This window comes from Streptomyces sp. NPDC050422 (assembly GCF_044458665.1).
GTDB lineage: Bacteria > Actinomycetota > Actinomycetes > Streptomycetales > Streptomycetaceae > Streptomyces.
Window position 1 is genome coordinate 23,659 of sequence record NZ_JBITIE010000020.1, and the last position, 21,579, is coordinate 45,237.

At 70.6% G+C, this 21,579-nt stretch carries 15 protein-coding genes; 13 read left to right on the plus strand and 2 right to left on the minus strand.

The genetic code is table 11. The annotated features are described in order from the left end of the window. Positions 1 to 117: 117 nt before the first annotated feature. The 6 genes from ACIBJG_RS29045 to ACIBJG_RS29070 are packed head-to-tail and all read left to right on the plus strand — an operon-like array spanning position 118 to position 6,886. Positions 118 to 1,092: a phosphotriesterase gene (locus ACIBJG_RS29045; RefSeq protein WP_399311864.1), complete on the plus strand. Its 975-nt coding sequence runs from the start codon at positions 118 to 120 to the stop codon at positions 1,090 to 1,092. Between the two features lie 50 nt (positions 1,093 to 1,142). Then, positions 1,143 to 2,096 (plus strand): phosphotriesterase, encoded by a 954-nt coding sequence (locus tag ACIBJG_RS29050; RefSeq protein WP_399311866.1) that lies wholly within the window; start codon positions 1,143 to 1,145, stop codon positions 2,094 to 2,096. Positions 2,097 to 2,107: 11 nt separating this feature from the next. Beyond that, complete coding sequence (locus ACIBJG_RS29055) at positions 2,108 to 3,223, plus strand: FAD-dependent monooxygenase (RefSeq protein WP_399311868.1); 1,116 nt, start codon at positions 2,108 to 2,110, stop codon at positions 3,221 to 3,223. Between the two features lie 4 nt (positions 3,224 to 3,227). Next, on the plus strand, positions 3,228 to 4,151 hold the full coding sequence (locus ACIBJG_RS29060; protein ID WP_399311870.1) for an alpha/beta hydrolase: 924 nt from the start codon (positions 3,228 to 3,230) through the stop codon (positions 4,149 to 4,151). A gap of 41 nt (positions 4,152 to 4,192) precedes the next feature. Continuing rightward, a complete protein-coding gene (locus ACIBJG_RS29065) occupies positions 4,193 to 5,134 on the plus strand; it encodes an MBL fold metallo-hydrolase (RefSeq protein WP_399311872.1) in 942 nt (313 codons plus the stop codon). A gap of 18 nt (positions 5,135 to 5,152) precedes the next feature. Then, positions 5,153 to 6,886, plus strand: coding sequence for a CocE/NonD family hydrolase (locus ACIBJG_RS29070; RefSeq protein ID WP_399311873.1), 1,734 nt, complete (start codon positions 5,153 to 5,155; stop codon positions 6,884 to 6,886). Here the strand turns inward: ACIBJG_RS29070 and ACIBJG_RS29075 are convergent. Both ACIBJG_RS29075 and ACIBJG_RS29080 read right to left on the minus strand, forming a co-directional pair. Beyond that, positions 6,873 to 7,859 carry a formylglycine-generating enzyme family protein gene (locus ACIBJG_RS29075; protein ID WP_399311875.1) on the minus strand — a complete coding sequence of 329 codons (987 nt, stop codon included), beginning with the start codon at positions 7,857 to 7,859 and terminating at the stop codon, positions 6,873 to 6,875. The genes ACIBJG_RS29070 and ACIBJG_RS29075 overlap by 14 nt on opposite strands. Continuing rightward, positions 7,856 to 9,055, minus strand: coding sequence for an ROK family protein (locus tag ACIBJG_RS29080; protein WP_399311877.1), 1,200 nt, complete (start codon positions 9,053 to 9,055; stop codon positions 7,856 to 7,858). Before ACIBJG_RS29080 ends, ACIBJG_RS29075 begins: the two co-directional genes overlap by 4 nt. A 206-nt stretch (positions 9,056 to 9,261) precedes the next feature. Here ACIBJG_RS29080 and ACIBJG_RS29085 point away from each other — a divergent pair, with 206 nt between their 5' ends. The 7 genes from ACIBJG_RS29085 (at position 9,262) to ACIBJG_RS29115 (ending at position 21,453) form a co-directional block, all read left to right on the plus strand. Beyond that, on the plus strand, positions 9,262 to 10,749 hold the full coding sequence (locus ACIBJG_RS29085; protein WP_399311879.1) for a sulfatase-like hydrolase/transferase: 1,488 nt from the start codon (positions 9,262 to 9,264) through the stop codon (positions 10,747 to 10,749). Further along, on the plus strand, positions 10,746 to 11,606 hold the full coding sequence (locus ACIBJG_RS29090) for an ABC transporter permease (protein WP_399311881.1): 861 nt from the start codon (positions 10,746 to 10,748) through the stop codon (positions 11,604 to 11,606). The genes ACIBJG_RS29085 and ACIBJG_RS29090 overlap by 4 nt, the downstream gene beginning before the upstream one ends. Positions 11,607 to 11,608: 2 nt before the next feature. Continuing rightward, positions 11,609 to 12,391 (plus strand): ABC transporter ATP-binding protein, encoded by a 783-nt coding sequence (locus ACIBJG_RS29095; RefSeq protein WP_399311883.1) that lies wholly within the window; start codon positions 11,609 to 11,611, stop codon positions 12,389 to 12,391. Further along, a complete protein-coding gene (locus tag ACIBJG_RS29100; protein ID WP_399311884.1) occupies positions 12,388 to 13,419 on the plus strand; it encodes an aliphatic sulfonate ABC transporter substrate-binding protein in 1,032 nt (343 codons plus the stop codon). Before ACIBJG_RS29095 ends, ACIBJG_RS29100 begins: the two co-directional genes overlap by 4 nt. Continuing rightward, a complete protein-coding gene (locus ACIBJG_RS29105; RefSeq protein WP_399311886.1) occupies positions 13,416 to 15,692 on the plus strand; it encodes a DUF4838 domain-containing protein in 2,277 nt (758 codons plus the stop codon). Before ACIBJG_RS29100 ends, ACIBJG_RS29105 begins: the two co-directional genes overlap by 4 nt. 250 nt (positions 15,693 to 15,942) lie before the next feature. Further along, positions 15,943 to 17,856, plus strand: coding sequence for a beta-N-acetylglucosaminidase domain-containing protein (locus tag ACIBJG_RS29110; RefSeq protein WP_399312127.1), 1,914 nt, complete (start codon positions 15,943 to 15,945; stop codon positions 17,854 to 17,856). Positions 17,857 to 17,961: 105 nt separating this feature from the next. Continuing rightward, positions 17,962 to 21,453: a beta-galactosidase gene (locus tag ACIBJG_RS29115; protein ID WP_399311888.1), complete on the plus strand. Its 3,492-nt coding sequence runs from the start codon at positions 17,962 to 17,964 to the stop codon at positions 21,451 to 21,453. Positions 21,454 to 21,579: the final 126 nt, after the last annotated feature.

Genomic DNA, 21,579 nt, shown 5'->3' on the forward strand with positions numbered 1-21,579 from the left:
CCCGTAGATGAATATTTTTTCTAGGTGTCTGTTTCATTGACGCCATGTAAAGCGAATGGCTACGGTGACTCCAGCCACAAGGTGCAATGCACCCCACCCGTACATGTGAGGGCAGGCATGAGCGTCAAGACCAACACCGTGAACACCGTTCTGGGGCCGGTGCCGACCGAGGATCTGGGCGTCGTCTCGGTCCATGAGGCCCTGCTGTCGGTGGTCCCGGGCGCGGAGTACGCCTTCGACATCACCATCGACCGCGCCGAGGTCTTCGAGACCCTCGCCGCGAAGCTGACGGACTTCCGGGTCCACGGCGGCGGCACGATCGTCGACAGCACCGGCATGTTCCACGGCCGGGACGTCCGGCTGTACGAAGCCCTCTCCCGCACGACCGGCGTGCACATCGTCGCCTCGACGGGACAGGGCCCGGAGGAACTGCTCGGCGGCTACTTCCTCACGCCGCAGACCAACCCGCCGACGCCCTGGCCGGCCGAGGAGTTCGCCGACCTCTTCACCAAGGAGGTCACCGAGGGCATGGTGGTCCCGCGCGTGGAGCGGCGCGCCGCCGCCGGTCTGGTGGCCACCGTCGCGACCCGTGAGGGAATGACCGCGACCGACGAGAGCCTGCTGCGTGGCGCGGCGCGGACCGCCCTGAACACCGGCGTCGCCCTCTCCGTCCGCTACGGGAGCGACGCCGTCCACGACCTCGATGTCGCCCTGGACGAGAAGCTGCCGGCCGACCGCGTCGTCGTCGCCGGACTCGACCGCAAGGACGCCGTCGCCGCCGGCGCAGCTCAGGAGGCCGCCCGCCGCGGCGCCTACGTCGCACTCGACCACGTCGGCCCGGAGGACGAGGACCACATCAGCGACGCCGAGCGCGCCGCACTGGTCGCCGACCTCGTGCGGTCCGGCTACGGCGACCGGGTCCTGCTGTCGAGCAGTGCGACCGGGGTGGCGAAGGGCCACGCAGGCAACGACCTGCCGTACAGCCACATCCTGACCACTTTCGTCCCGCTCCTGAAGACACAGGGTCTCAGCGACGAGGACGCGCAGCGGATTCTCGTGGACAACCCGCGCGACCTGCTGTCGGTGCGCTGAGCGCGCCGACGCGCACGACCATCAAGTCTCTTCATTCAAAGGTGAGTGTTGTGTCGAGAGTGAACACCGTCCTCGGGACGATCCCGGCCGAGGAGCTGGGCCTCGTGGCCATCCATGAGCACATTGGCTACGGCATGCCCGGCTCCGAGCTGGACACGAAGTGGTGGAAGACACCCGAGCAGCGGTACGAGGAGACCGTACCGAAGCTGCGCACGTTCCATGAGAGCGGCGGCGGGACCTTCGTCGACGCGACCGGGATCTGCAACGGCCGTGACGTCGACTACTACAAGTCGCTGTCGGCCAAGACCGGCGTCCACATCGTCGCCTGCACCGGCTTCGTCGGTGGCGACACCGCCCTGCCGCACTTCGCGCGGGCCGAAGTGGACTACCTCACCCGGCAGTTCGTCCACGAGATCACCGTCGGCATCGGGGACACCGGCAGCCGTGCCGGTGTCATCAAGGTCGGCGTGAGCCGCGGCGGCCGCATGACGGACCTGGACAAGCGCATCTACCGCGCCGCGGCCCGTGCCTCGCTCGCCACCGGTGTGCCGATCCTGACCCACCTTGCGATCGACGCCGAGAACGCCATCGCGATCTTCGCCGAAGAGGGACTGCCGCTGGACCGCGTCCTGTTCGGGCACGTCGACGACGGCGTGAACGCCGACAAGACGCGTGACGTCTGGATCGCGGAGCAGGGCGGACGTATCGGCTTCGACACCTTCGGCTACGAGACCGAGCTGCCGGATCCGCCGTTCTGGGCCCGTCCCCGCAAGGAACGCCTCGAACACTTCCTCCGGTTCATCGGTGACGGCCGGCTGAAGCAGGTCCTCGCCTCCGCCGACGCCAACTGCTCCCCGCTGGGCTGGCCGGGCGTGAAGGGCCACACCGTCAACTACCTCTTCGACGACCTCATCCCCGACCTCCGCGACGCAGGTCTCGACGAGGCCGCGATCAAGACGATCTTCGTGGACAACCCGGCCGACTTCCTCACCATCCAGAAGTAGAGAGAACCACCATGCAGCTCTCAGACCTCAAGAACCTCAAGATCGCCATCGTCGGAGCCGGGTACGGCGGTGCCGCGGCGGCCAAGGCCCTGAGCCTGCTCGGCGCGGACGTCAACGTCTACGAGCAGGCCAACCAGATCCGGGAGGCCGGCGCAGGCATCGGTCTGCGGCCCTCCACGATGAACCGGTTCCGCGAGTGGGGGATCTTCGACGCGATCGCGAAGGTGACCTCGCCGAGCGAATTCTTCGAGATCCTCACGCCCACCGGCGGCCCGATCATGAAGGAGGCGTGGCCGCCCGCCGGCGAGCAGACCCACACCCACCTCATCCACCGCGGCGACTTCATCGACGCCCTCCTCGGCGTGCTGCCCGAGGGCATGGTGCACCTCGGCCACAAGCTGGAGACCATCCAGGACAAGGGCGACGGGGCCGTCCTCACCTTCGCCAACGGTGCGAGCGTCGAGGCCGACCTGGTCATCGGCGCCGACGGCATCAAGTCGGTCGTCCGCCGGGAGCTGTTCAGCGACAAGGAGCCGGTCTTCTCCGGCGAGCACGCCTACCGCGCCGTCATCTCCGCCGACGACGCCCACGGGCTGGTCGTCGACGACAACCTCCGGATGTACATCGGCCGCGGCACGAAGATCTATCTGCTGCCGCTGCGCCACCGCAACCAGGTGTCGTTCGACATCACCGCCCTGTGCCCGGACGGTACCTGGGCGCCGGAGGTCAGCAAGGAGGAACTCCTGGCGACGGTGGAGGGCTTCGACGAGCGCCTCGTGAACATCACGCGCGACCTCGACATGGACACCGTGAACATCCGCGCCGTCTACGACATCGACTCGATCGACACGTGGCACTCGGACTCCGTCGTGCTGATGGGCGACGCCGCGCACTCGATGCTGCACCACCAGGGCCAGGGGGCGAACTCGGCCGTCGAGGACGCGGGCGCGCTCGCGGACGCCCTGCGCGAGGCGGACTCCGTCAAGGAGGCGCTGGCCCTGTTCCAGGTCACCCGCAAGCCGGTGACCGACAAGCTGCAGGCGGTCTCGCGTCAGGGCTGGACCGAGGACGAGATCGACGAGGTCTTCCCCGGGCAGAAGCCCGCGTCCGCCGGCGCGAAGGACTGACGCCATGACGTTGCATCCCGAGATCGCCAAGTTCATCGCCGGCCTGCCGGCCCATGCCCCGGGCCCGCTCGACCCCGTCGCCATGCGCGCCGGTGACGAGGTGCACGTCCCGCCCCTCGACGAGCGCCTGCCGCTCCACGCGGTCGACGACATCACCGCTCGGACCGCATCGGGTGAGGTGCCGGTTCGGATCTACACGCCCGCCGAGGCCGACAGCTACGGCGTACTCGTCTACCTCCACGGCGGGGCGTTCTTCCTCGGCAGCCTGGACACGCACGACCACGTCGCGCGTTCGCTGGCGAAGGAGACCGGACTCGAGGTCATCTCCGTCGGCTACCGCCTGGCGCCCGAGGCGGCCTTCCCCGCCGGCCTCGACGACTGCTACGCGGTCGTGCGCTGGGCCGCCGAGGAGGGTGAGAGCCTCGCCTGGGACGGCACGACCCTCGCCCTCGCAGGCGACAGTTCCGGCGGCACCTTCGTCGCCGCGGTCGCGGCCAGGGCCCACGACGACGGCTTCCACCGGATCACGCACCAGATCCTCTACTACCCCTCCCTCGACCTGGACTTCGATGTCGACCGCTACGCATCGCTGCGCGAGAACGCCGTGGGCTACGGCATGGAGACGGCCGGTCTGAAGCCCTTCAACGCCTTCTACCTCGACAGTGGCGCCGACCCCGCGGACCCGCTCGTCTCGCCGCTCAAGCGGTCGGACCTTACCGGCCTGCCGCCGGCCCTCGTCGTCACCGCGGAGCACGACCCGCTGCGCGACGAGGGCGAGCTCTACGGGCTGCGGCTGCGGGAGGCAGGCGTGGACGCGACGGTGAGCCGGTACGAGGGCGCGGGCCACGGGTTCGTCCAGCACTTCTCCTGGATCCCGGAGTACCACCGGGTGTTCGACGAGACGCGCGCGTTCCTCGACCGGCACTGACCCGGCCGCCCAGCCCCACGTACGCCCGGAAAGAGAAGACCATGTCGCACGCAGTCAACGTCCATCCCCTGTTCTCGCCGTGGGGCCGGTTCGGCCTCTACAGCTTCTTCATCGACGCACCCGAGCCGGCCATCGTCGACACGGGGATCGCCTCCTCCCCGGCCGAGGGGATGGCTCCCGCCCTGGAGGCGATCGGCCGGCGCATCGAGGACGTGCGCTGGATCCTGCTGACCCACGGTCACATCGACCACATCGGCGGGGCGCACGCCCTGTGGGAGCTCACCGGCCGCCGCGCGCAGGTGGTGATCCACGAGTCCGACGCACCGATGCTCCGCTCGCGGCGGGCCCACGTGGAGGAGTACCTCGCGGGCCGGGGCCGGTACCTGGGCGACCCCGAGGGCGAGGCGAAGGTCGCGGCCGCCACCCAGGCCGTCATCTCCGGCGAGATGGAGCCCTCCCTGCTCGTCAACGGCGGGGAGACCCTCTCCCTCGGCGGCGACGTCACCGTCTCCGTTCACGCGATCCCGGGCCACACCCCCGGATCGGTCGCCTACGCCCTCGACGGGCAGCGCTCGGTGTTCGTCGGCGACGCCGTGCAGGTCCACGGGGCCGCCAACGGCTTCCCCGGGTACACGCACCCGGCGGCCTACCGCGCCGGCCTGGAGTACGTGCGGGACGAGCTCCGCCCGGAGCACCTGTACCTCGGGCACCCGTACCGCCGCGCCGACGGCACCCCCTACGGCGTCGAGCTCGACGCCGCGCAGGCACAGGAGGCCCTCACCCAGAGCCTCGAAGCCGAGGGCCGGGTCGGCGCCGCCGCCTGCGGCTGCCTGGAGGCCGGCCTGCGGGAGACGGACTCGCCGTACTCCCCGTTCGCCCCCGCCGCCGAGGAACTCGGCTACACCGGCGACCCCGCGCTCGAACCGTCCCCGTTCTTCACCTCGATGCACGGCTACCGCACGCAGCACCACCAGAACTCGTAGCACAGGAGCTTCGCACTCATGACCGACTTCCAGACGATTCAGGCGGGCGGGCAGAAGATCTCCGTCCGCAAGGATCTCCGCGTGCCCATGCGCGACGGTGTCGTGCTCGCCGCCGACACCTACAGCGGCGTCGACGACAAGCCGCGTCCGGCGCTCGTGGCGCTCAGCCCGTACGGCAAGGAGCTGCAGGTCCTCGCCCTCACCACGCCGCCGCAGCGGCGGCCCAGCCCGATGTGGGACGGCTGCATCGAGGCCGGTGACATCGCGCGCGTCGTCCAGGAGGACTACGTCCATGTCATCGGCGACCTGCGCGGCTCCGGAGCCTCCGAGGGTGAGCACATCGGCAACTACAACGCCGGCGGCGTCTCGCTCGGCCAGGACGCGTACGACTTCATCGAGTGGGTCGCGGCGCAGCCGTGGTGCGACGGCAACGTCGGGATGATCGGCATCTCCTACTTCGGCTCGATGCAGGTGCTGGCTGCCGCCGAGCGGCCGCCGAGCCTCAAGGCGATCTTCGTCAGCGGCGGCCACTACGACTTCTACGAGACGACCTACCACGGCGGCGTCATGTGGTTCATGCCGCGCGCCGCCCGTGAGGGCCGTGGCGGCGACTCCGGCTGGGCCTTCACCGACGGCGTCAAGTCCCGGATGCTGGAGACGTTCTCGCCAGAGGAGATCAAGGAGCGCGTCGCCGAGCGGCTCCAGGACCCGGACGTGGCCGCCTGGCCCAACCTGGTCCACGTACTGAACTACCCGAAGAACCACGAGGCATGGTTCGACATCGTGATGAACGACGTCGACGGCGAGTGGTACGAGGAGCGCAACCCGATCACGCTCGCGCCGCAGATCGACATCCCGGTGTGGCTCCAGATCGACCAGGGCCGCGGCTGGACGATGGACGGCACCATCGAGCTCTACCACGCGCTGAAGGGCCCGAAGAAGCTCGACATCGGCCCCTACCCGCCGATGCAGTCGCGCCCCTTCGTCGAGGAGCACGACAAGATGTTCCGCTGGTACGAGTACTGGCTGAAGGGTGTCGACAACGGCATCATGGACGAGCCCGCCGTCAGCGTCCACGTCGAGGGATCGCGCGCGACCGTCACCGGCACGCAGTGGCCGCCGAAGGACGTGGAGCACAAGCCGCTCTACCTGCGCCCGCGCCGCAAACTCTCCTGCGAGCCCGAGCTCATGGGCGCCGAGTACGCCGCCCCGGACGGTTTCTACCAGGCTCCGCTGACGGTGACCGACAAGGTGGAGATCCTCAGCTGGAGCACCGACCCGTTCACCGAGCCCACCGAGATGATCGGTCAGGGCGCGGCGCACCTCTTCGTCGAGATCGACCAGCCCGACACGAACTTCATCCTGCGTCTGTGGGACGAGGCCCCGAACGGCAATCGGCAGCTGATCACGTCCGCCTACCTCAAGGCCTCGCATCGCGAGCTCGACGAGGAGCGCACCACGGAGGGCGACCCCCACCACCCGCACACCCGCGCGGTGCCGGTCGAGCCGGGGAGGATCGAGGAGTACGTGCTGCGCGTCTACCCGTTCGGGGCGACGTTCCTGCCGGGCCACAAGCTGGTCGCGGAGCTCTCCAACGCCGAGCCACTGGCCGACGAGCACAACGCGCTGCTGCCGCCGGACGCCTTCCACCTGCCGGTGGGTCGTCCCGTCACGCACAAGATCTACCGCGACGCCGCGCACCCCTCCCGGCTGGTGCTGCCGTTCACGAAGGTCTCGGTCACCGGGGCCTGACGGTGAGAGCACAGCGGAAGCCGCCGTGTCCGGTCGTGCTGTCAGGGGTGTTGGAGGTACGCGCGGCGATCCGGTAGCGGTTGCAGTACGAGCGGTGGCACAGGTACGAGCCGCCGCGCAGCACCCGGCTCTCGCCGTGCGGCGGCCCGGCCGGGTCCGAGCGGGTCTCCGGCCGGGCTTCGGCGTGCCAGTCGGCGCTGAACCGGTCGGCGCACCACTCCCACACGTTGCCCGAAGTGTTGTACAGGCCGAACCCGTTGGGGGCGTACGCCTTGGCGGGCGCGGTGCCCACGAAGCCGTCCTCGCGCGTGTTGCGTACGGGGAAGTCGCCCTGCCAGATGTTGCAGCGGTGCCTGCCGTTCGGGGTCAGCTCGTCGCCCCACGGGAAGCGCGCCCGGACGAGGCCGCCGCGGGCTGCCTTCTCCCACTCGGCCTCGGTCGGCAGCCGCTTGCCCGCCCAGCGGGCGTACGCCGACGCGTCGTTCCACGACATGTGGACCACCGGGTGGTCGCGGCGGTCGCCGACCGAGGTGCCCGGGCCCTCGGGGGCGCGCCAGTGAGCGCCGGTCACCGCGCGCCACCACGGGGCGCCGGGTACCGTGCCCGGCAGTACGGCGTGCCGGGCCTCCTGCGGGACGAAGGAGCCGAACACATAGGACCAGCCGATGAGTTCGGCCTCGGTGCGATAGCCGGTGGCCTTGACGAACACCGCGAAGCGGGCGTTGGTGACACAGGCCGCGTCGATGTGGAACGGGGCGAGATTCACCTCCCGTACCGGCCCCTCGCCGTCGGCCGGGAACGCGTCCTCGTCCTCGCCGCCCATCAGGAACGGACCGCCGGGCACCGCCACCATGCCGCGCAGCAGCTCGGCGGGGCGGCGCTCGGGTACGGCGAAGTCCGCCGGGGGAGCGGAAAGGGTGGTCGTGGCTGCCGTCGCGGCGCTCTCGCGGGCCGGCCCGCAGCAGGCGTTCACTGCGATGCTCCCGGGTCCAGAAGCTCCGCCAGGTCCTGGCCGGTGGTGCGCAGGAGCAGGGCCACCCCGCCGAGCGCTGCCGCGTCGCCGCCGAGCGTGGAGCCGCGTACCTCGATGGTGCGGGGGGCCGACGGCAGGGAGAGCGCGGCCAGCTGTTCCCGGATCGGTGTGAGGACGAGGGCGTCGAGGGACGCCGGTTCCCCGTAGACGACGATGCACTCGGGATCGAGCTGGGCGGCGAGCGCCGCGAGCACCCGCCCGGCGACGACGGCCGCGGCCCGGATCACCGCGGCCGTCTCCGGCTGGCCCCCGGCGGCCAGTGCGATCAGCTCCGCCGCGTCCGCCGCCCTCACTCCGCGATCGGCGCAGGCGGCGAGCAGTGCGGGGACGGAGATGATCCCCTCCAGACAGCCCCGGCCACCGCAGTGGCAGGGTTTCCCCTCGGGGTCGCAGCTGGTGTGGCCGATCTCCCCTGCGGTGCCGTGGGCGCCGTGCACCAGCGCGCCGTTGACGACGAGCCCGCCACCGACCCCCTCCGACCAGCGCAGGTAGACGGCGTTCTCGATCCCGCGCGCCGCTCCCCAGGTCACCTCGGCGAGAGCCGCGAGCCGGGAGTTGTTGTCGGTGAGCACGGGGGCGTCGAAGTGCCGGCCCAGCTCCTCGGCGACATGGCCGGCGAACGGCGTCATGGTGCGCGGGTTGCCGGAGGCAGGGTTCTGCACGAAGCCGGGAAGGCCGAGACCGATGCCCGCGACGGGGGCGAGGCTGATGTTCTCGCGCCGCACCAGGTCCTCGACGGCACGGATCGCCTGCGCGGCGCGTTCGGCCGCGCCGCTGTCCGCGGGGACGGGGGCGCTGTGGCGGCCGACGATCTCATGGGCGCAGTTGGCCACGACCACATGGATGTGGTGGCGCTGGAGATCGATGCCGATCAGCTCGGCACCCCGGGAGTTGAGCGAGATCTCCAGGGCGGGCCTGCCGCGGCCGCGGGGCTGCTCGGGGTCCGGTGCCTGCTGTTCGATGACGGCCTTGCGTTCCAGCAGATCGGACACGATCGCGAACAGCGTGGTGCGGGAGAGACCGACCCGTGCCTTCAGCTCACCGCGGCTCAGCGCGCCCGACCGGCGCAGTTCGCCGAGCACGGCGGCTTCGTTGGCTCTGCGCAGGCGTTGGAGGGCATCGGTGCGTTCCGTCATGGACGCATGGTCGATCGGTCAAGGGGTTTCTGTCAACGGCCCGGACGAATTCACACAATGTTTATTCCCAAGGGTTGACGTAAAAAAGTCACCGTCCCTACAGTTCCGGTCAATTGCCTGCACCGGCACGCGTCGAGGCACTGCCGGAACGCGTGCCGGCCGGCTCCCCGGCAGCACAGTGAGTGACCACCGAAAGGGCGGCCCGAGTGGCTCCGCGCAACGTCCTGTTCCTGATGACCGACCAGCACCGGGTGGACACCCTGGGCTGTTACGGCAACCCACTCGTCGACACCCCCGCCCTGGACGCCCTGGCGGCCGAGGGGACCCGCTTCGACCGCTTCTACACCCCGACGGCGATCTGCACCCCGGCCCGCGCCTCGCTGGCCACCGGCCTGCACCCGTTCCGCCACGGCATGCTGAACAACCCCGAGCGCAACGGCGGGAGCAAGGACGAGCTCTCCGACGAGGACCCCATGCTCTGGGGCCAGCTGAAGGACCAGGGCTACTCGGTGGGCCACGTCGGCAAGTGGCACATCGGCCGCGAGCGCGGCCCCGAGTTCTACGGCCTGGACGGCGAGCACCTGCCCGGCGCGCTCAACCCCGTACACCACCCCTCGTACGAGAAGTGGCTGGAGGACAACGGCTTCCCGCCCTTCGCGGTGAGCGAGCCCGTCTTCGGGACCGCCGCCAACGGCACCGGCCGTGGCCACCTCATCGCGGGCCGGCTCCAGCAGCCCGCCGAAGCCACCATCGAGGCCTTCCTCACCGACCGCACGATCGGCCTGCTCGACCGCTACGCCGCCGACTGGAAGGCGAACGGCACCCCGTTCATGCTGTCCTGCCACTGGTACGGCCCGCACCTGCCCTACCTGATCCCCGACAGCTACTACGACCTGTACGACCCCGACGACGTGCCCCTGCCCGCGTCGATGGCGGAGACCTTCGCCGGAAAGCCGGAGGTGCAGCGCCAGTACAGCGCCTACTGGTCCGCGGACGACTTCGACGCCGCCGCCTGGCGCAAGCTCATCGCCGTCTACTGGGGCTACGTCACGATGATCGACCACCAGGCCGGCCGGCTGATCGAGGCGCTCAAGGGACACGGCCTGTGGGACGACACGGCGGTCTTCTTCACCGCCGACCACGGCGAGTTCACCGGCGCCCACCGGCTCAACGACAAGGGCCCGGCGATGTACGAGGACATCTACAACATCCCCGGCATCGCCCGCGTCCCCGGCGCCCCCGCGCAGGTCAGCGACGACTTCGCCTCCCTCGTCGACCTCAATCCGACCATTCTCGAACTGGCCGGGGCGCCCGTGCCCGAGCTGTGCGACGGCACCAGCCTGCTGCCCCTGCTGCACGGGGCCGACTCCGGCGACACCCGGGACGAGATCGTCGCCGAGTTCCACGGCCACCACTTCCCGTACTCCCAGCGCATGCTCCGCGACCGGCGTCACAAGCTCGTGCACAACCCGGAGAGCGTGCACGAGCTGTACGACCTGGAGACCGACCCGCACGAACTGCACAACGTGTACGAGGCCCCCGCCTACGCGGCGGTCCGGCGCGACCTCACCGTGCGGCTCTACCGCGAGCTGCTGCGTCGCGGCGACCCGGCCTACACCTGGATGAGCTACATGGCCGACATCGGCGGCGACCGGGCCGCTGACGTCGACGGCGTCGCGGAGGAAGTGGCATGAAGGCATCGACCGAAGCTCCTGAGGAACACCGGACGAAACCTCCCGGGGGAGGCTTGCGGAACGCGGCCCCGAAGAGCGCGCGGAGTGTCAGGAAGAAGGCGCGGGGAACGGGCCGGCTCACCGCGGTCCTGCTCGGCCTCGCCTCCGCCGCGCTGGGACTGCTCGTCTGGGTCGTCCTCGCGAACAGCGGCATCGAGGGCTTCCCCGGCCCCGTCGCCGTGGCCCGCAGGGCGGGTGAACTCATCGCCGACGGCACGCTCTTCGAAGACGCGGGCGCCAGCCTGAAACGCGTCCTCATCGGCTATGTCCTCGGAGTCGCCCTGGCGATCCCCGTCGGCTTCCTCATGGGCTGGTACCCCGTCGTCCGCAGACTGATCGAACCGTGGCTGCAGTTCTTCCGCATGGTGCCGCCGCTCGCGATCATCCCGCTCGCCATCGTCCTCATGGGCATCGACGAGACCCCCAAGATCTTCGTGATCTTCCTCGCGTCGTTCCTGTCCTCCGTCGTCTCCACCTTCCAGGGGGTCGTCTCCGTCGACGTCACCCTCGTCAACGCGGCCCGGGTGCTCGGCGCCCGTGACCCGCAGGTCTTCCTCGGCGTCGTGGTGCCGGCCTCCACCCCGTTCATCCTGGTCGGCATGCGGATCGGGCTCGGCGCCTCCTGGGCGACCGTCGTGGCCGCCGAACTCATCGCGGCCCAGGGCGGACTGGGCTTCCGGATGCAGCAGGCACAGCTCTACTACGACCTGCCGACCATCTTCGTCCAGCTCATCGCGATCGGTGCGATCGGACTCGCCATGGACCGGCTGCTGCTCGTCGCCGAGCGCCGGCTCACCCACTGGCAGGAACGGCGGTAACCATGCCCACTATCCAATTCCATGACGTGACCCGGGACTTCGCGGTCAAGGACGGCGACTTCCTGGCACTGGACCGGGTGAGCCTGGACATCGAGGACGGCGAGTTCGTCACCGTCGTCGGCCCCTCCGGCTGCGGCAAGAGCACCCTGATGAACATCGCCGCCGGACTCCTCGACGCGACCGGCGGCGAAGTCACCGTGGACGGCGTCCCCGTCCACGGCCCCGCCCCCGAACGAGGCGTCATCTTCCAGCAGTACGCCCTCTTCCCCTGGATGACCGTCGCCGCCAACGTCGAGTACGGACTCAAGGTGGCCGGTGTCAAAAAGGCGGAGCGCCGGCGCCGCGCCCGCGAGGTCATCGAACTCGTCGGCCTCACCGACTTCGCCGACGCCCTGCCCAAGACCCTGTCCGGCGGCATGAAACAGCGCTGCGCCATCGCCCGCGCCTACGCCGTGGATCCCAAGGTCCTGCTCATGGACGAGCCCTTCGGCGCGCTCGACTCCCTCACCCGGGTCCGGATGCAGGAGTCGCTCCTCGACACCTGGGGCCGCGACCGGCGCACCGTCATGTTCATCACCCACGACGTCGACGAGGCGGTCTTCCTCGCCAACCGCGTCGTCGTCATGGCGGCCCGCCCCGGCCGCATCCACACCGTCATCCCGGTCACGCTGCCCTATCCGCGTACCGAGGAACAGCGGCTGTCGTCCGAGTTCGCCGAACTGCGCGCCCAGGTGTGGCACGCCGTCCACCACCAGCCTGCCCCGCTCGAAGGAATGGTGTCATGAAGTCGCTCCCTGCCGTCCGCCGCCGAACCGCCGGCCTGCTCCTGGCCCTGGCGCTCCTCTCCACCACCGCCACCGCCTGTGGCGACGACTCCTCCGACGACGCCGCCGGCGGATCGCAGAAGGTGAAATTCGGTTACATCGCCGACTACAGCGGTTCCGTCGCGCTGGCCGTCGCCCAGAAGCAGGGGCTGTGGAAGAAGGCCGGCCTCACCCCCGACCTGAGGGTCTTCACCAACGGGCCGCTCCAGGTCACGGCTCTGGGAACCGGCAGTCTGGACTTCGGCTACCTCGGCCCCGGCGCACTGTGGCTGCCCGCTTCCGGCCGCGCCTCCATCGTCTCCGTCAACATGCTGGGCCTCGCCGACCGGGTCATCGCCCGGCCCGGATCCGGCATCGAGAAGCCCGCCGACCTCAAGGGCAAGAAGATCGCCGTAGCCGAAGGCACCTCCGGCGACATGATCCTCAACCTCGCGCTGAACGAGGCCGGTCTGAAGCCGGACGACGTCACGAAGGTCGCCATGGACGCCTCGACCGTCGTCACGGCGTTCTCCTCGGGGCAGGTCGACGCGGCCGCCACCTGGTACCCGCTCATCGACACGATGAAGAAGAAGGTGCCCGATCTGAAGGAGATCAGCGAGACGCAGGACTACTACCCCAAGCTGACCTTCCCCAACGTCTTCGTCACCCAGCCGAAGCTGGCCTCCGGCAACCCGGAGCTCGTCAAGAAGGTGACCGGGGTACTCAAGGAGGCCGGTGACTGGATCGCGGCGCATCCCGAGGAGTCGGAGACCGTGGCAGCCGACTTCCTGAAGCTGCCGGCCGGTCAGCTCAAGGGCTCCACCGAGTACGTGAAGATCCTGCCCTCGGCCGAGCTCACCAAGCTCACCCAGGACGGCACGGTCGACGGCTGGTTCGACGAACTGGCCGGCGTCTTCAACCGGATGGGGAAGCTCCCCGAGCCGGGCAAGGCCTCGGACTACTACCTCGGCGACCTCTACGCCGCAGCCGGAAAGGCGGACCGCTCATGAACGACGCCTCGCTCGACGACCACACCACCGCATCGAGTGCCGTGAGACGGCGCGGATTCCTCGTGGGAGCGGCCGGCCTGGCCGGCGCGGCCCTCCTGCCGGGGATCACCGCCACGGACGCCGCGGCAGCCGCGGCACGGCCGGCGGGCGCCCCGCTCAAGGTGGCGTCCGGCGGCCGGGCCGGCGCCACCGTGCTCTGGTGGGGCGGCGGCAGCGCCGAGTTCGCCGCCACCGAACTGCGCGACTACCTCCACCGGATCACCGGCGCCCGCCTCCCGCTGCGCGCCGTCCCCGACCCCGGCGCCGCCCTGCCCGAGGGCGTCACGGGCCTGGTGGCCCTGAACGCGGGGACCGGCGGACGGGACGGCATACCCGAGGCCCGGCTCGCGGACGCCGGCCGGGAACTCGCCGGCGCCCCCGAGGACTCCTTCACCCTGCTCGGCGACGACACCTGCCTCCTGCTGACCGGCCAGGGCGACCGGGCGCCGCTGTACGCCGTCTACGCCCTCCTGGAACGGGCCGGCGTGCGCTTCTTCGCCCCGGCCTTCCCCGCGTACGAGGGTCACCACGAGTACGTACCGAAGAGCCGCACCCTCGCGCTCCCCGCCGTGCGCCTCACCGACCGGCCGGGCTCGCAGTTGCGGCGGCAGTACGCCGAGGAGGGCTTCAGTCACACCGCGAAGAGCCTGCCGCCGCTGCTCGACTGGATGGCGAAGAACCGGCTCAACACGTTCGTCTACCCGACCGACTACCTGGGCCTCGGCGTCACCACGTACGACGGCGTGCGGGAGGTACTGGTCCGCGAAGCCGGCAAGCGCTCCCTGCGCATCGAGACCGGCGGTCACGGATACGACAGCTTCCTGCCGAAGGCCGACTACCCGCAGTTCTACGCGTCCGGCGGGCCGCTCTTCGACATCTACAACCCCGAGGCCCTGGACGCGTACGTGGCCAAGGTCCTCGCCTTCCTCCGGGAGCGTCCGGAGATCACGGTCTTCGACTGCTGGCCGCCGGACGTCGGCGCCTTCCAGAAGCCGATCCTCGACCGCTACGGCAGCCCCGCCAACGCGGAGTCGGTGGTCGTCAACGAACTGGTCCGGGTGCTGCGCGAGGAGCTGCCCGGGGTCCGGGTCGAACGGATCGCGTACGCCTCCACCGTGCGGCCGCCCGATCCGGAGTACGCGAGCGACCCCGAGGTCATCGTGGACTTCGCCCCGTACTCCCGGAACTACGACGGCCACCTCGGCGACCCCGCGATCGGCGCGAACGTCTCCTTCGCGAACAACTTGCGCGCCTGGCGCACCACCCACCGGGGCCCGCTCGCGATGTACGAGTACTACCGGCGCTATCGCTGGCGCAGCCTGCCGGTGCACCCGCTCGCCACCATCGCGGGTGACGTCGGCTTCGAGTCGGGGCTCGGCATCAACGGCTACGGGATGTACAGCGAGCCGGGCGACTGGATCACGTACGAACAGGTCCAGAACCTGTTCGCCGCGCTGGCCTGGGACAGCACCCTGGACGCCGGCGCGTTCCTCGACGGGTACCTCCAGGCCCGCTTCGGCGCCGGGGCGGCGGCCGCGATGGGGCGTTACTACGACCTGACGCGCTTCGACCCGGACACCCACGGTCCCGCCGTACTCACCACGAACTACACCCAGGCCCGCGCGGCCCTCCAGGAAGCCACCGGGCAGGTGACCGGGGCGGCGCCCCGTACACTGCTCGACCGGCTGATCCGCAACCTCGACATCGCCCTGGCCGACATGAGGGTCGGACTGGCGCCGGCGGGCAGCGCCGAACTCGACACCGCCCGCCGGGAGTACCGGACGCTCGTGCACCGCAACCGGTTCACCGGCGTCTGCCTGACCAACATGCAGGCCTGGTGGCGGTGGAACGGCCCGCAGGGCCAGGCACCGTACGACGACGCGCAGATCCGGCAGGGGGTCGTCGACACCTACGCGAGCCCGGCGGCGGGCTTCGGCAACCCGGGCCTCCTGGTGCTCGAACCGGCCGGTGACTCCGTGGCCCTCGATGTGGAGGCCCAGGACGTCGACTTCACCGGCCACACCGTCCACTGGTCGGCCACCGCTCCCGACGGTGTCCTCGTGGAGCCGGCCAAGGGCACGCTGAGGGTGCGCGGAACGCGGGGCGGGGTCCAGCGGGTGGCCGTGCGCGCCACCGCGGGCGCGGCGCCCGGCACGGGCCGGATCACGCTGGACTTCCGGCTGGCCGACGGGACGCGGCTGGTCCCTTCGGAGGTAGCGGCCGACATCCGCTGACCTGCGCGGCGGGTCGACCGGATCCGCGGCCCCGGGCCGGCGGATCCGGTCGGCCGGTCTGCCCACTGACCGCCCGGTATTCAACATTATTAAACGTCTAGACCAAACAGGATCGAACGAAAGTCCTTGACGGCCTCGCCTCGGTGCGGGATTCTCCTGAACACTTCGCTGGTTTAGACCACTTGGAGACTCTGTGCGACGTCGCGATGTGACCACGCTCGCCTGCCTGCTGGCCACGGCAACCGCCGTAATGTGCCTGGCATCTCCCGCCGGCGCCGCCCGACCTGCCGGTCCGGCCGGCGCCGGCGCCGGCGCCCTCCCACCGGTCTCACCCGCCCCGCAGTCCATCAGCCGCTCCGGCTCCGACGCCACCGTCACCGGCCGGGTTCTCGTCGTCGCCGACGACGCGACGGACTCCGCCGCCCTCGACCGCCTCGTCGCCGAGCTCAAGGCGCACGGCGCCCGCCGGGTCGACGTCGTGACGCCCGGTCACGTGCCACCGGCCGCCGCCGGCCTGCTCACCGTGCGGCTCGGTTCCTCCACCCGCCCGGACATCGGCCGCGCACTCGGCACCACGAAGGCTCCCGATCACGCCGAGGGCTACGCCCTGCGGGTCTCCGGGTCCGGCAGGTCGGCGGCCCTCGGCGGCACGGACGCCGCCGGACAGTTCTACGCCGTGCAGACACTGCGCCAGCTGTTCACGCGTGCCGGCGACGGCTGGAAGGTGGCCGGCGCGCAGGCCACCGACTTCCCCTCCATGCCGCTGCGCGGCACCATCGAGGGCTTCTACGGGCAGCCGTGGACGCACACCGAGCGGCTCGACCAGATGGACTTCTACGGCGACGTGAAGGCCAACACCTACATCTACGCGCCCAAGGACGACCCCTACCACCGCGGCAAGTGGCGCGAGCCCTACCCCGCCGACAAGCTCTCCGAACTCGGCGAACTGGTGCAGCGGGCCACCGCCAACCACGTCCGGTTCACCTTCGCCGTCTCCCCGGGCGAGTCCATCTGCTACTCCGACGCGGCCCACCGCAAGGACCTCGACGACAAGCTCCAGGCCATGTACGACCTGGGCACACGGGCCTTCTCCATCCCGCTGGACGACATCAGCTACACCCGCTGGAACTGCGAGGGTGACCGGGCGAAGTTCGGCGAACCCGGCCGCGAGGCGGCCGCCGAGGCGCAGGTCGACCTGCTCAACGAGGTGCAGCACGACTTCATCGCCACCCACCCCGGCGCACAGCCGCTGCAGATGGTCCCGACCGAGTACGGCGACCTGACCGACACCGCCTACAAGCAGACCCTGCGCGCCACGCTGGACCCCGCGATCGAGGTGATGTGGACCGGCACCGACGTCGTGCCGCCGAGCATCTCCAACGAGCAGGCCGAAGCGGCGGCGAAGCTGTTCGGGCGCAAGGTGTTCGTCTGGGACAACTACCCCGTCAACGACTACGGGAACACCAGCGGGCGGCTGCTCCTCGCACCGTACGACAAGCGTCAGGCCGGCCTGTCCACACACCTCACCGGCATCGTGGCGAACCCCATGAACCAGCCCTACGCCAGCAAGGTCGCCGTCTTCGGAGCGGCGGGCTTCGCCTGGAACGACACGGCCTACGACGCACGCGCCGAGTGGCACCGCGCCATGTCCTACCTCGCGGGAGGCGACCGGGCGGCGACCGATGCCCTGCTCGTCCTCGGCGACCTCGAGCACATGGCACCCACCTTCGGCGCCACGCCCTGGCAGCCCCAGGCCCCCGAACTCGCGCGCCGTACAGCGGCGTTCTGGACCTCCTGGGACTCCGGCGACCGGACCGGCGCACTCGCTGAACTGCGCCAGTACGCCAACGCCATCAGGAACGCTCCCGAGGTCATCCGCGGCGGTGCCGTCCAGCCCGGATTCGTCACCGACTCCGCGCCCTGGCTGAACGCCACCGCGCTGTGGGGCAGTGCAGCCGTGACGATGCTGGACGCGCTCGACGCCTGGAGTGCGGGGGACAAGGGCACGGCCGCACGCCTGCTCGCCGCCTCGCAGGGGCTTCAGGACCAGGCACGCGCCGTGCGGGTGGACCCGCCGCGCAACTCGTGGGGCAGCGTCCGGCCCAAGGTCGGTGACGGCGTGCTCGACACGTTCCTCGCGCAGGCCGCCGGCCGCATCCAGTAGCCGGGAATCCCCTGCCCGCTAAGGGTCCGCGTCGCACAGGGCCGGTCCGTCCGGTCCCGTGCGACGGATGAACCGCACCATCAGCGCACCAGCGAAAGGGCGTTCATGACGAACCACCCCCACCGGCCGGGCATCCGGCGGCGCCGTGCCGTCGTCGGCGGCCTGGCCACCGGCCTCGTGCTGACCCTCGCCGCACCGCTCCCGGTCTCCGCGCACACCGCGAGGCCGGCGGCGGGAACCCCTGCCGCCGCGGCGGTCACCCACCGATTCGCCGGCAACGACGGCCGCCCCCACACGGTCACCCGGGACGAGAAGTCACTCAGGATCGACGGCGAGCGGCTGGTCGTGTGGTCCGGAGAGTTCCACTACTGGCGGCTGCCGAGCCCCGACCAGTGGCGCGACGTCCTGCAGAAGCTCAAGGCGTCGGGCTTCAACACCGTGTCGCTGTACTTCTTCTGGGGCTTCCACTCCAGCGAGCCCGGCTCGTACGACTTCAGTGGCGTCCGTGACATCGACCGGCTCCTCACCATGGCCGAAGAGGAGGGCCTCTACGTCATCGCCCGTCCCGGCCCGTACATCAACGCCGAAGTGAGCATGGGCGGCCTGCCGCCGTACATGAGCACGCACAAGGGCGAGCAGCGCACCTCCGACCCGCAGAACCTGGCGGCGGACCTGGAGTGGCTGAAGGCCGTCAACGGCATCATCGGCAAGCACCAGATCACCGACGGCGGCGGCAGCGTCCTCGCCTACCAGGTCGAGAACGAACAGATCGACAACTCGGCCAAGCACATCGACTACATCGAGAAGTTGCAGAGCGCCGTCGTCGAACAGGGCATCACCGTCCCGCTGTTCCACAACGACTACGGCAACGGTCACGGCTGGAACGTGCCCGGCGGTCCGGGTGGCTCGAAGCTCGACCTCTACGCCTTCGACACCTATCCGCTGGGCTTCGACTGCGCGGGCGGCCGGGGGAAGTTGAGCGACTACGAGTCACGGGTCCGCGGCTACTCGCCCCAGACCCCCGTCTTCGTCGCCGAGGGGCAGGGCGGTGCGTTCACCGCCTGGGGCCGCGACTTCCAGACGAGCGACTGCGCGAAGTTCACGGACGCCGCGTTCACCCGCCAGTTCGCCGTGAACAACCTCGCCAACGGTGCCACCCTGTTCAACTCCTACATGGAGTACGGCGGTACCAACTGGGGCTGGACCGGCGACCCCGGCTCCGGATTCACTTCCTACGACTACGGGGCGGCGATCTCCGAGAACCGCGCGATCACCCCGAATCTCGCCGTACAGAAGGAATTCGGCTACCTGCAGAACGCCGTGAGGCCGATCGCCTCCGCCCAGGCCGTCACCGCCCCGCCGGTCACCGTCACGGGCGGCGGCCCCGTCAAGGCCCAGCAGCGCCTGTCCACCGAGAAGGCGGGCGACACCTCCGTCTCGGGCAACGGCACGCGGCTGATCACGCTGCGCCACCCCGATTCGAACGACACCACGACCAGCCGCGTCACCTTCTCCTTGGACCTGGCCGACCCGCCCGCTCCGCCGGAGGCCGCCTCGTACCGCTGGAACGACTCGGACACCGGTACGCTGAAGTTCACCGGTTCCTGGGAGCACGCCACCGGCCAGTCGTGGACGGGCGGGGACCACAAGGACGACGAGACGTTCTCCTCCGTGGCCGGGGACAGCGTCGAGGCCACCTTCGACGGTCCGACCGTGCGCTGGATCGGGCCGGACTCCTCCAATCACGGCACCGCCGACGTCTACGTCGACGGCGTCAAGAAGGCGACGATCGACAGCTACGCCGCGTCTCCCGCCTTCCAGCGCGTGCTGTACGAGGCGGACGACCTCGGCGCGGGCTCCCACACGCTCAAGATCGTCGTCACCGGCGAGAAGGGCACGGCCGCCTCGCAGGGAACGTTCGTCTCCGTCGACGCCATCGACACCACGCCGACCACGAAGCCCGTCGGGGACGCGGCATACCCCCGCGTCCCCCAGAAGCCGGACACCGCGATCACCGTGGACGGCCGTGATGCCACGACCCTCGTCGCGGACTACGCCTTCGGGCCGCACCGGCTCGTCTACTCCACTTCGCAGGTGCTCACCCAGCTGAACGCGGGACGCGCTCTGCTCGTCCTCGACGGTGCGAAGGGCACGGACGGCGAGACCGTACTGCGCTACGCGGAGAAGCCGGAGGTCACCACCCTGGACGGAGCTCCGGTGGAGTCCACCTGGGACCCGCAGCGGGGGGACCTGCGGATCAACTACGAGCACGGCGGCACCCGGACGGTGCGCGTCTCGGGCGGTGGCCGTGCCGCACTCACGGTCGTGATCTCCGACCGGGGGGCCGTCGCGGACACCTGGCAGCTCGACGCCGGGAGCAGCGAGGTGCTGGTCCTCGGGCCGGAGCTCGCCCGCACGGCCCGTGTCACGGGCGCCCGCCTCGATCTGACCGGTGACACCCGGACGACCGGGCGGCTGAGGGTCTTCGCGCCCACCGGCGTGAACACCCTCACCTGGAACAACCGCCCGCTGCCGACGAGCCGCGACGCGGCAGGGGCGCTCGTCGCCGATCTGCCCGGTCCGGCGGACGTGTCGCTGCCGGACCTGGACTCCTGGCGCACCGCCGGGTCCGATCCCGAACGCACGGCAGCGTTCGACGACTCGGGCTGGACGAAGGCGGACCGGACCACGGCCGACAATCCGCGCCACGGGCCCGGGGCGGTCTCCGGCGTCGTACTGGACACGGACGAGTACGGGTTCCACGAGGGCGATACCTGGTACCGCGGCCACTACACGCCGGCCACCGCCGGAAGCACGGTCGAGGTCACGGTGAAGACCGGCACCGCCGGCCACGCCCTCGTCTGGCTGAACGGTCGCTACCTCGGCGCCCAGGGCGACGGAACTGCCACCCACACGGTCCCGGCGGGGCTCGTCGAGCCGGGCAAGCCCGCCGTACTGGCGGTCCTCGTACGGAACATGGGCCAGTACGAGGACTGGAGTTCCGACGGCCGGTCCAAGGGCGGTCGCGGCCTGGCCGACGTCGACATCGCCGGAGCGGGCAAGGCCGACTGGCGGATCCAGGGCGCCCTCGGCGGACCGGAGCCCAAGGACACCGCACGCGGTCTCTACAACAACGGAGGTCTGTACGGGGAGCGCATGGGCTGGCACCTGCCGGGCGCACCGGACACGTCCTGGGAGCAGACCGGCGCGCTCAAGAGCGCACGCCCGGGCGTGCAGTGGTACCGCACCACGGCCCGACTGAACCTGCCGAAGGGTGCGGACACGGCGGTCGGTCTGCGGATCGGCGACGACAGCGCGAAGGCGGACAAGTACCGCGTCCAGATCTTCGTCAACGGCTGGAACACCGGTCAGTACGTCAACAACGTCGGTCCGCAGAAGGAGTTCGTCATCCCATCCGGCTTCCTGAAGGCGCAGGGCGAGAACACCGTCGCGCTGGCGATCACCGCCGAGCAGACGGGCGTCGGACCCGACTCGGTCGAGCTGGTCAACCAGGGCACCGTGCTGGGAGGCGTCGCGGGCAGGCAGAACGCGGCGCCGGGCTACGCGACGGTGCACGGCAAGCGCACGGCCGGGTAGCCGGTCCGCGCGGCGGCCCGGGGGGGCCCCCCCCGCCGGGGGGGGGGGGGGGCGCCCCCCGCCCCCCGGAAATCGCCCCCACCCAAAGGTGTGGGGGCTACACCCAGAGTTGTGGCCCCGAACGGG

What these genes read in the sequence shown, in the direction of transcription:
- ACIBJG_RS29060 (WP_399311870.1), top strand. Translation starts at nt 3,228, where the DNA reads ATGACGTTGCATCCCGAGATCGCCAAGTTCATCGCCGGCCTGCCGGCC.
- ACIBJG_RS29095 (WP_399311883.1), top strand. Translation starts at nt 11,609, where the DNA reads ATGCCCACTATCCAATTCCATGACGTGACCCGGGACTTCGCGGTCAAG.
- ACIBJG_RS29055 (WP_399311868.1), top strand. Translation starts at nt 2,108, where the DNA reads ATGCAGCTCTCAGACCTCAAGAACCTCAAGATCGCCATCGTCGGAGCC.
- ACIBJG_RS29080 (WP_399311877.1), bottom strand. Translation starts at nt 9,055, where the DNA reads ATGACGGAACGCACCGATGCCCTCCAACGCCTGCGCAGAGCCAACGAA.
- ACIBJG_RS29090 (WP_399311881.1), top strand. Translation starts at nt 10,746, where the DNA reads ATGAAGGCATCGACCGAAGCTCCTGAGGAACACCGGACGAAACCTCCC.
- ACIBJG_RS29045 (WP_399311864.1), top strand. Translation starts at nt 118, where the DNA reads ATGAGCGTCAAGACCAACACCGTGAACACCGTTCTGGGGCCGGTGCCG.
- ACIBJG_RS29065 (WP_399311872.1), top strand. Translation starts at nt 4,193, where the DNA reads ATGTCGCACGCAGTCAACGTCCATCCCCTGTTCTCGCCGTGGGGCCGG.
- ACIBJG_RS29100 (WP_399311884.1), top strand. Translation starts at nt 12,388, where the DNA reads ATGAAGTCGCTCCCTGCCGTCCGCCGCCGAACCGCCGGCCTGCTCCTG.
- ACIBJG_RS29110 (WP_399312127.1), top strand. Translation starts at nt 15,943, where the DNA reads ATGTGCCTGGCATCTCCCGCCGGCGCCGCCCGACCTGCCGGTCCGGCC.
- ACIBJG_RS29070 (WP_399311873.1), top strand. Translation starts at nt 5,153, where the DNA reads ATGACCGACTTCCAGACGATTCAGGCGGGCGGGCAGAAGATCTCCGTC.
- ACIBJG_RS29105 (WP_399311886.1), top strand. Translation starts at nt 13,416, where the DNA reads ATGAACGACGCCTCGCTCGACGACCACACCACCGCATCGAGTGCCGTG.
- ACIBJG_RS29115 (WP_399311888.1), top strand. Translation starts at nt 17,962, where the DNA reads ATGACGAACCACCCCCACCGGCCGGGCATCCGGCGGCGCCGTGCCGTC.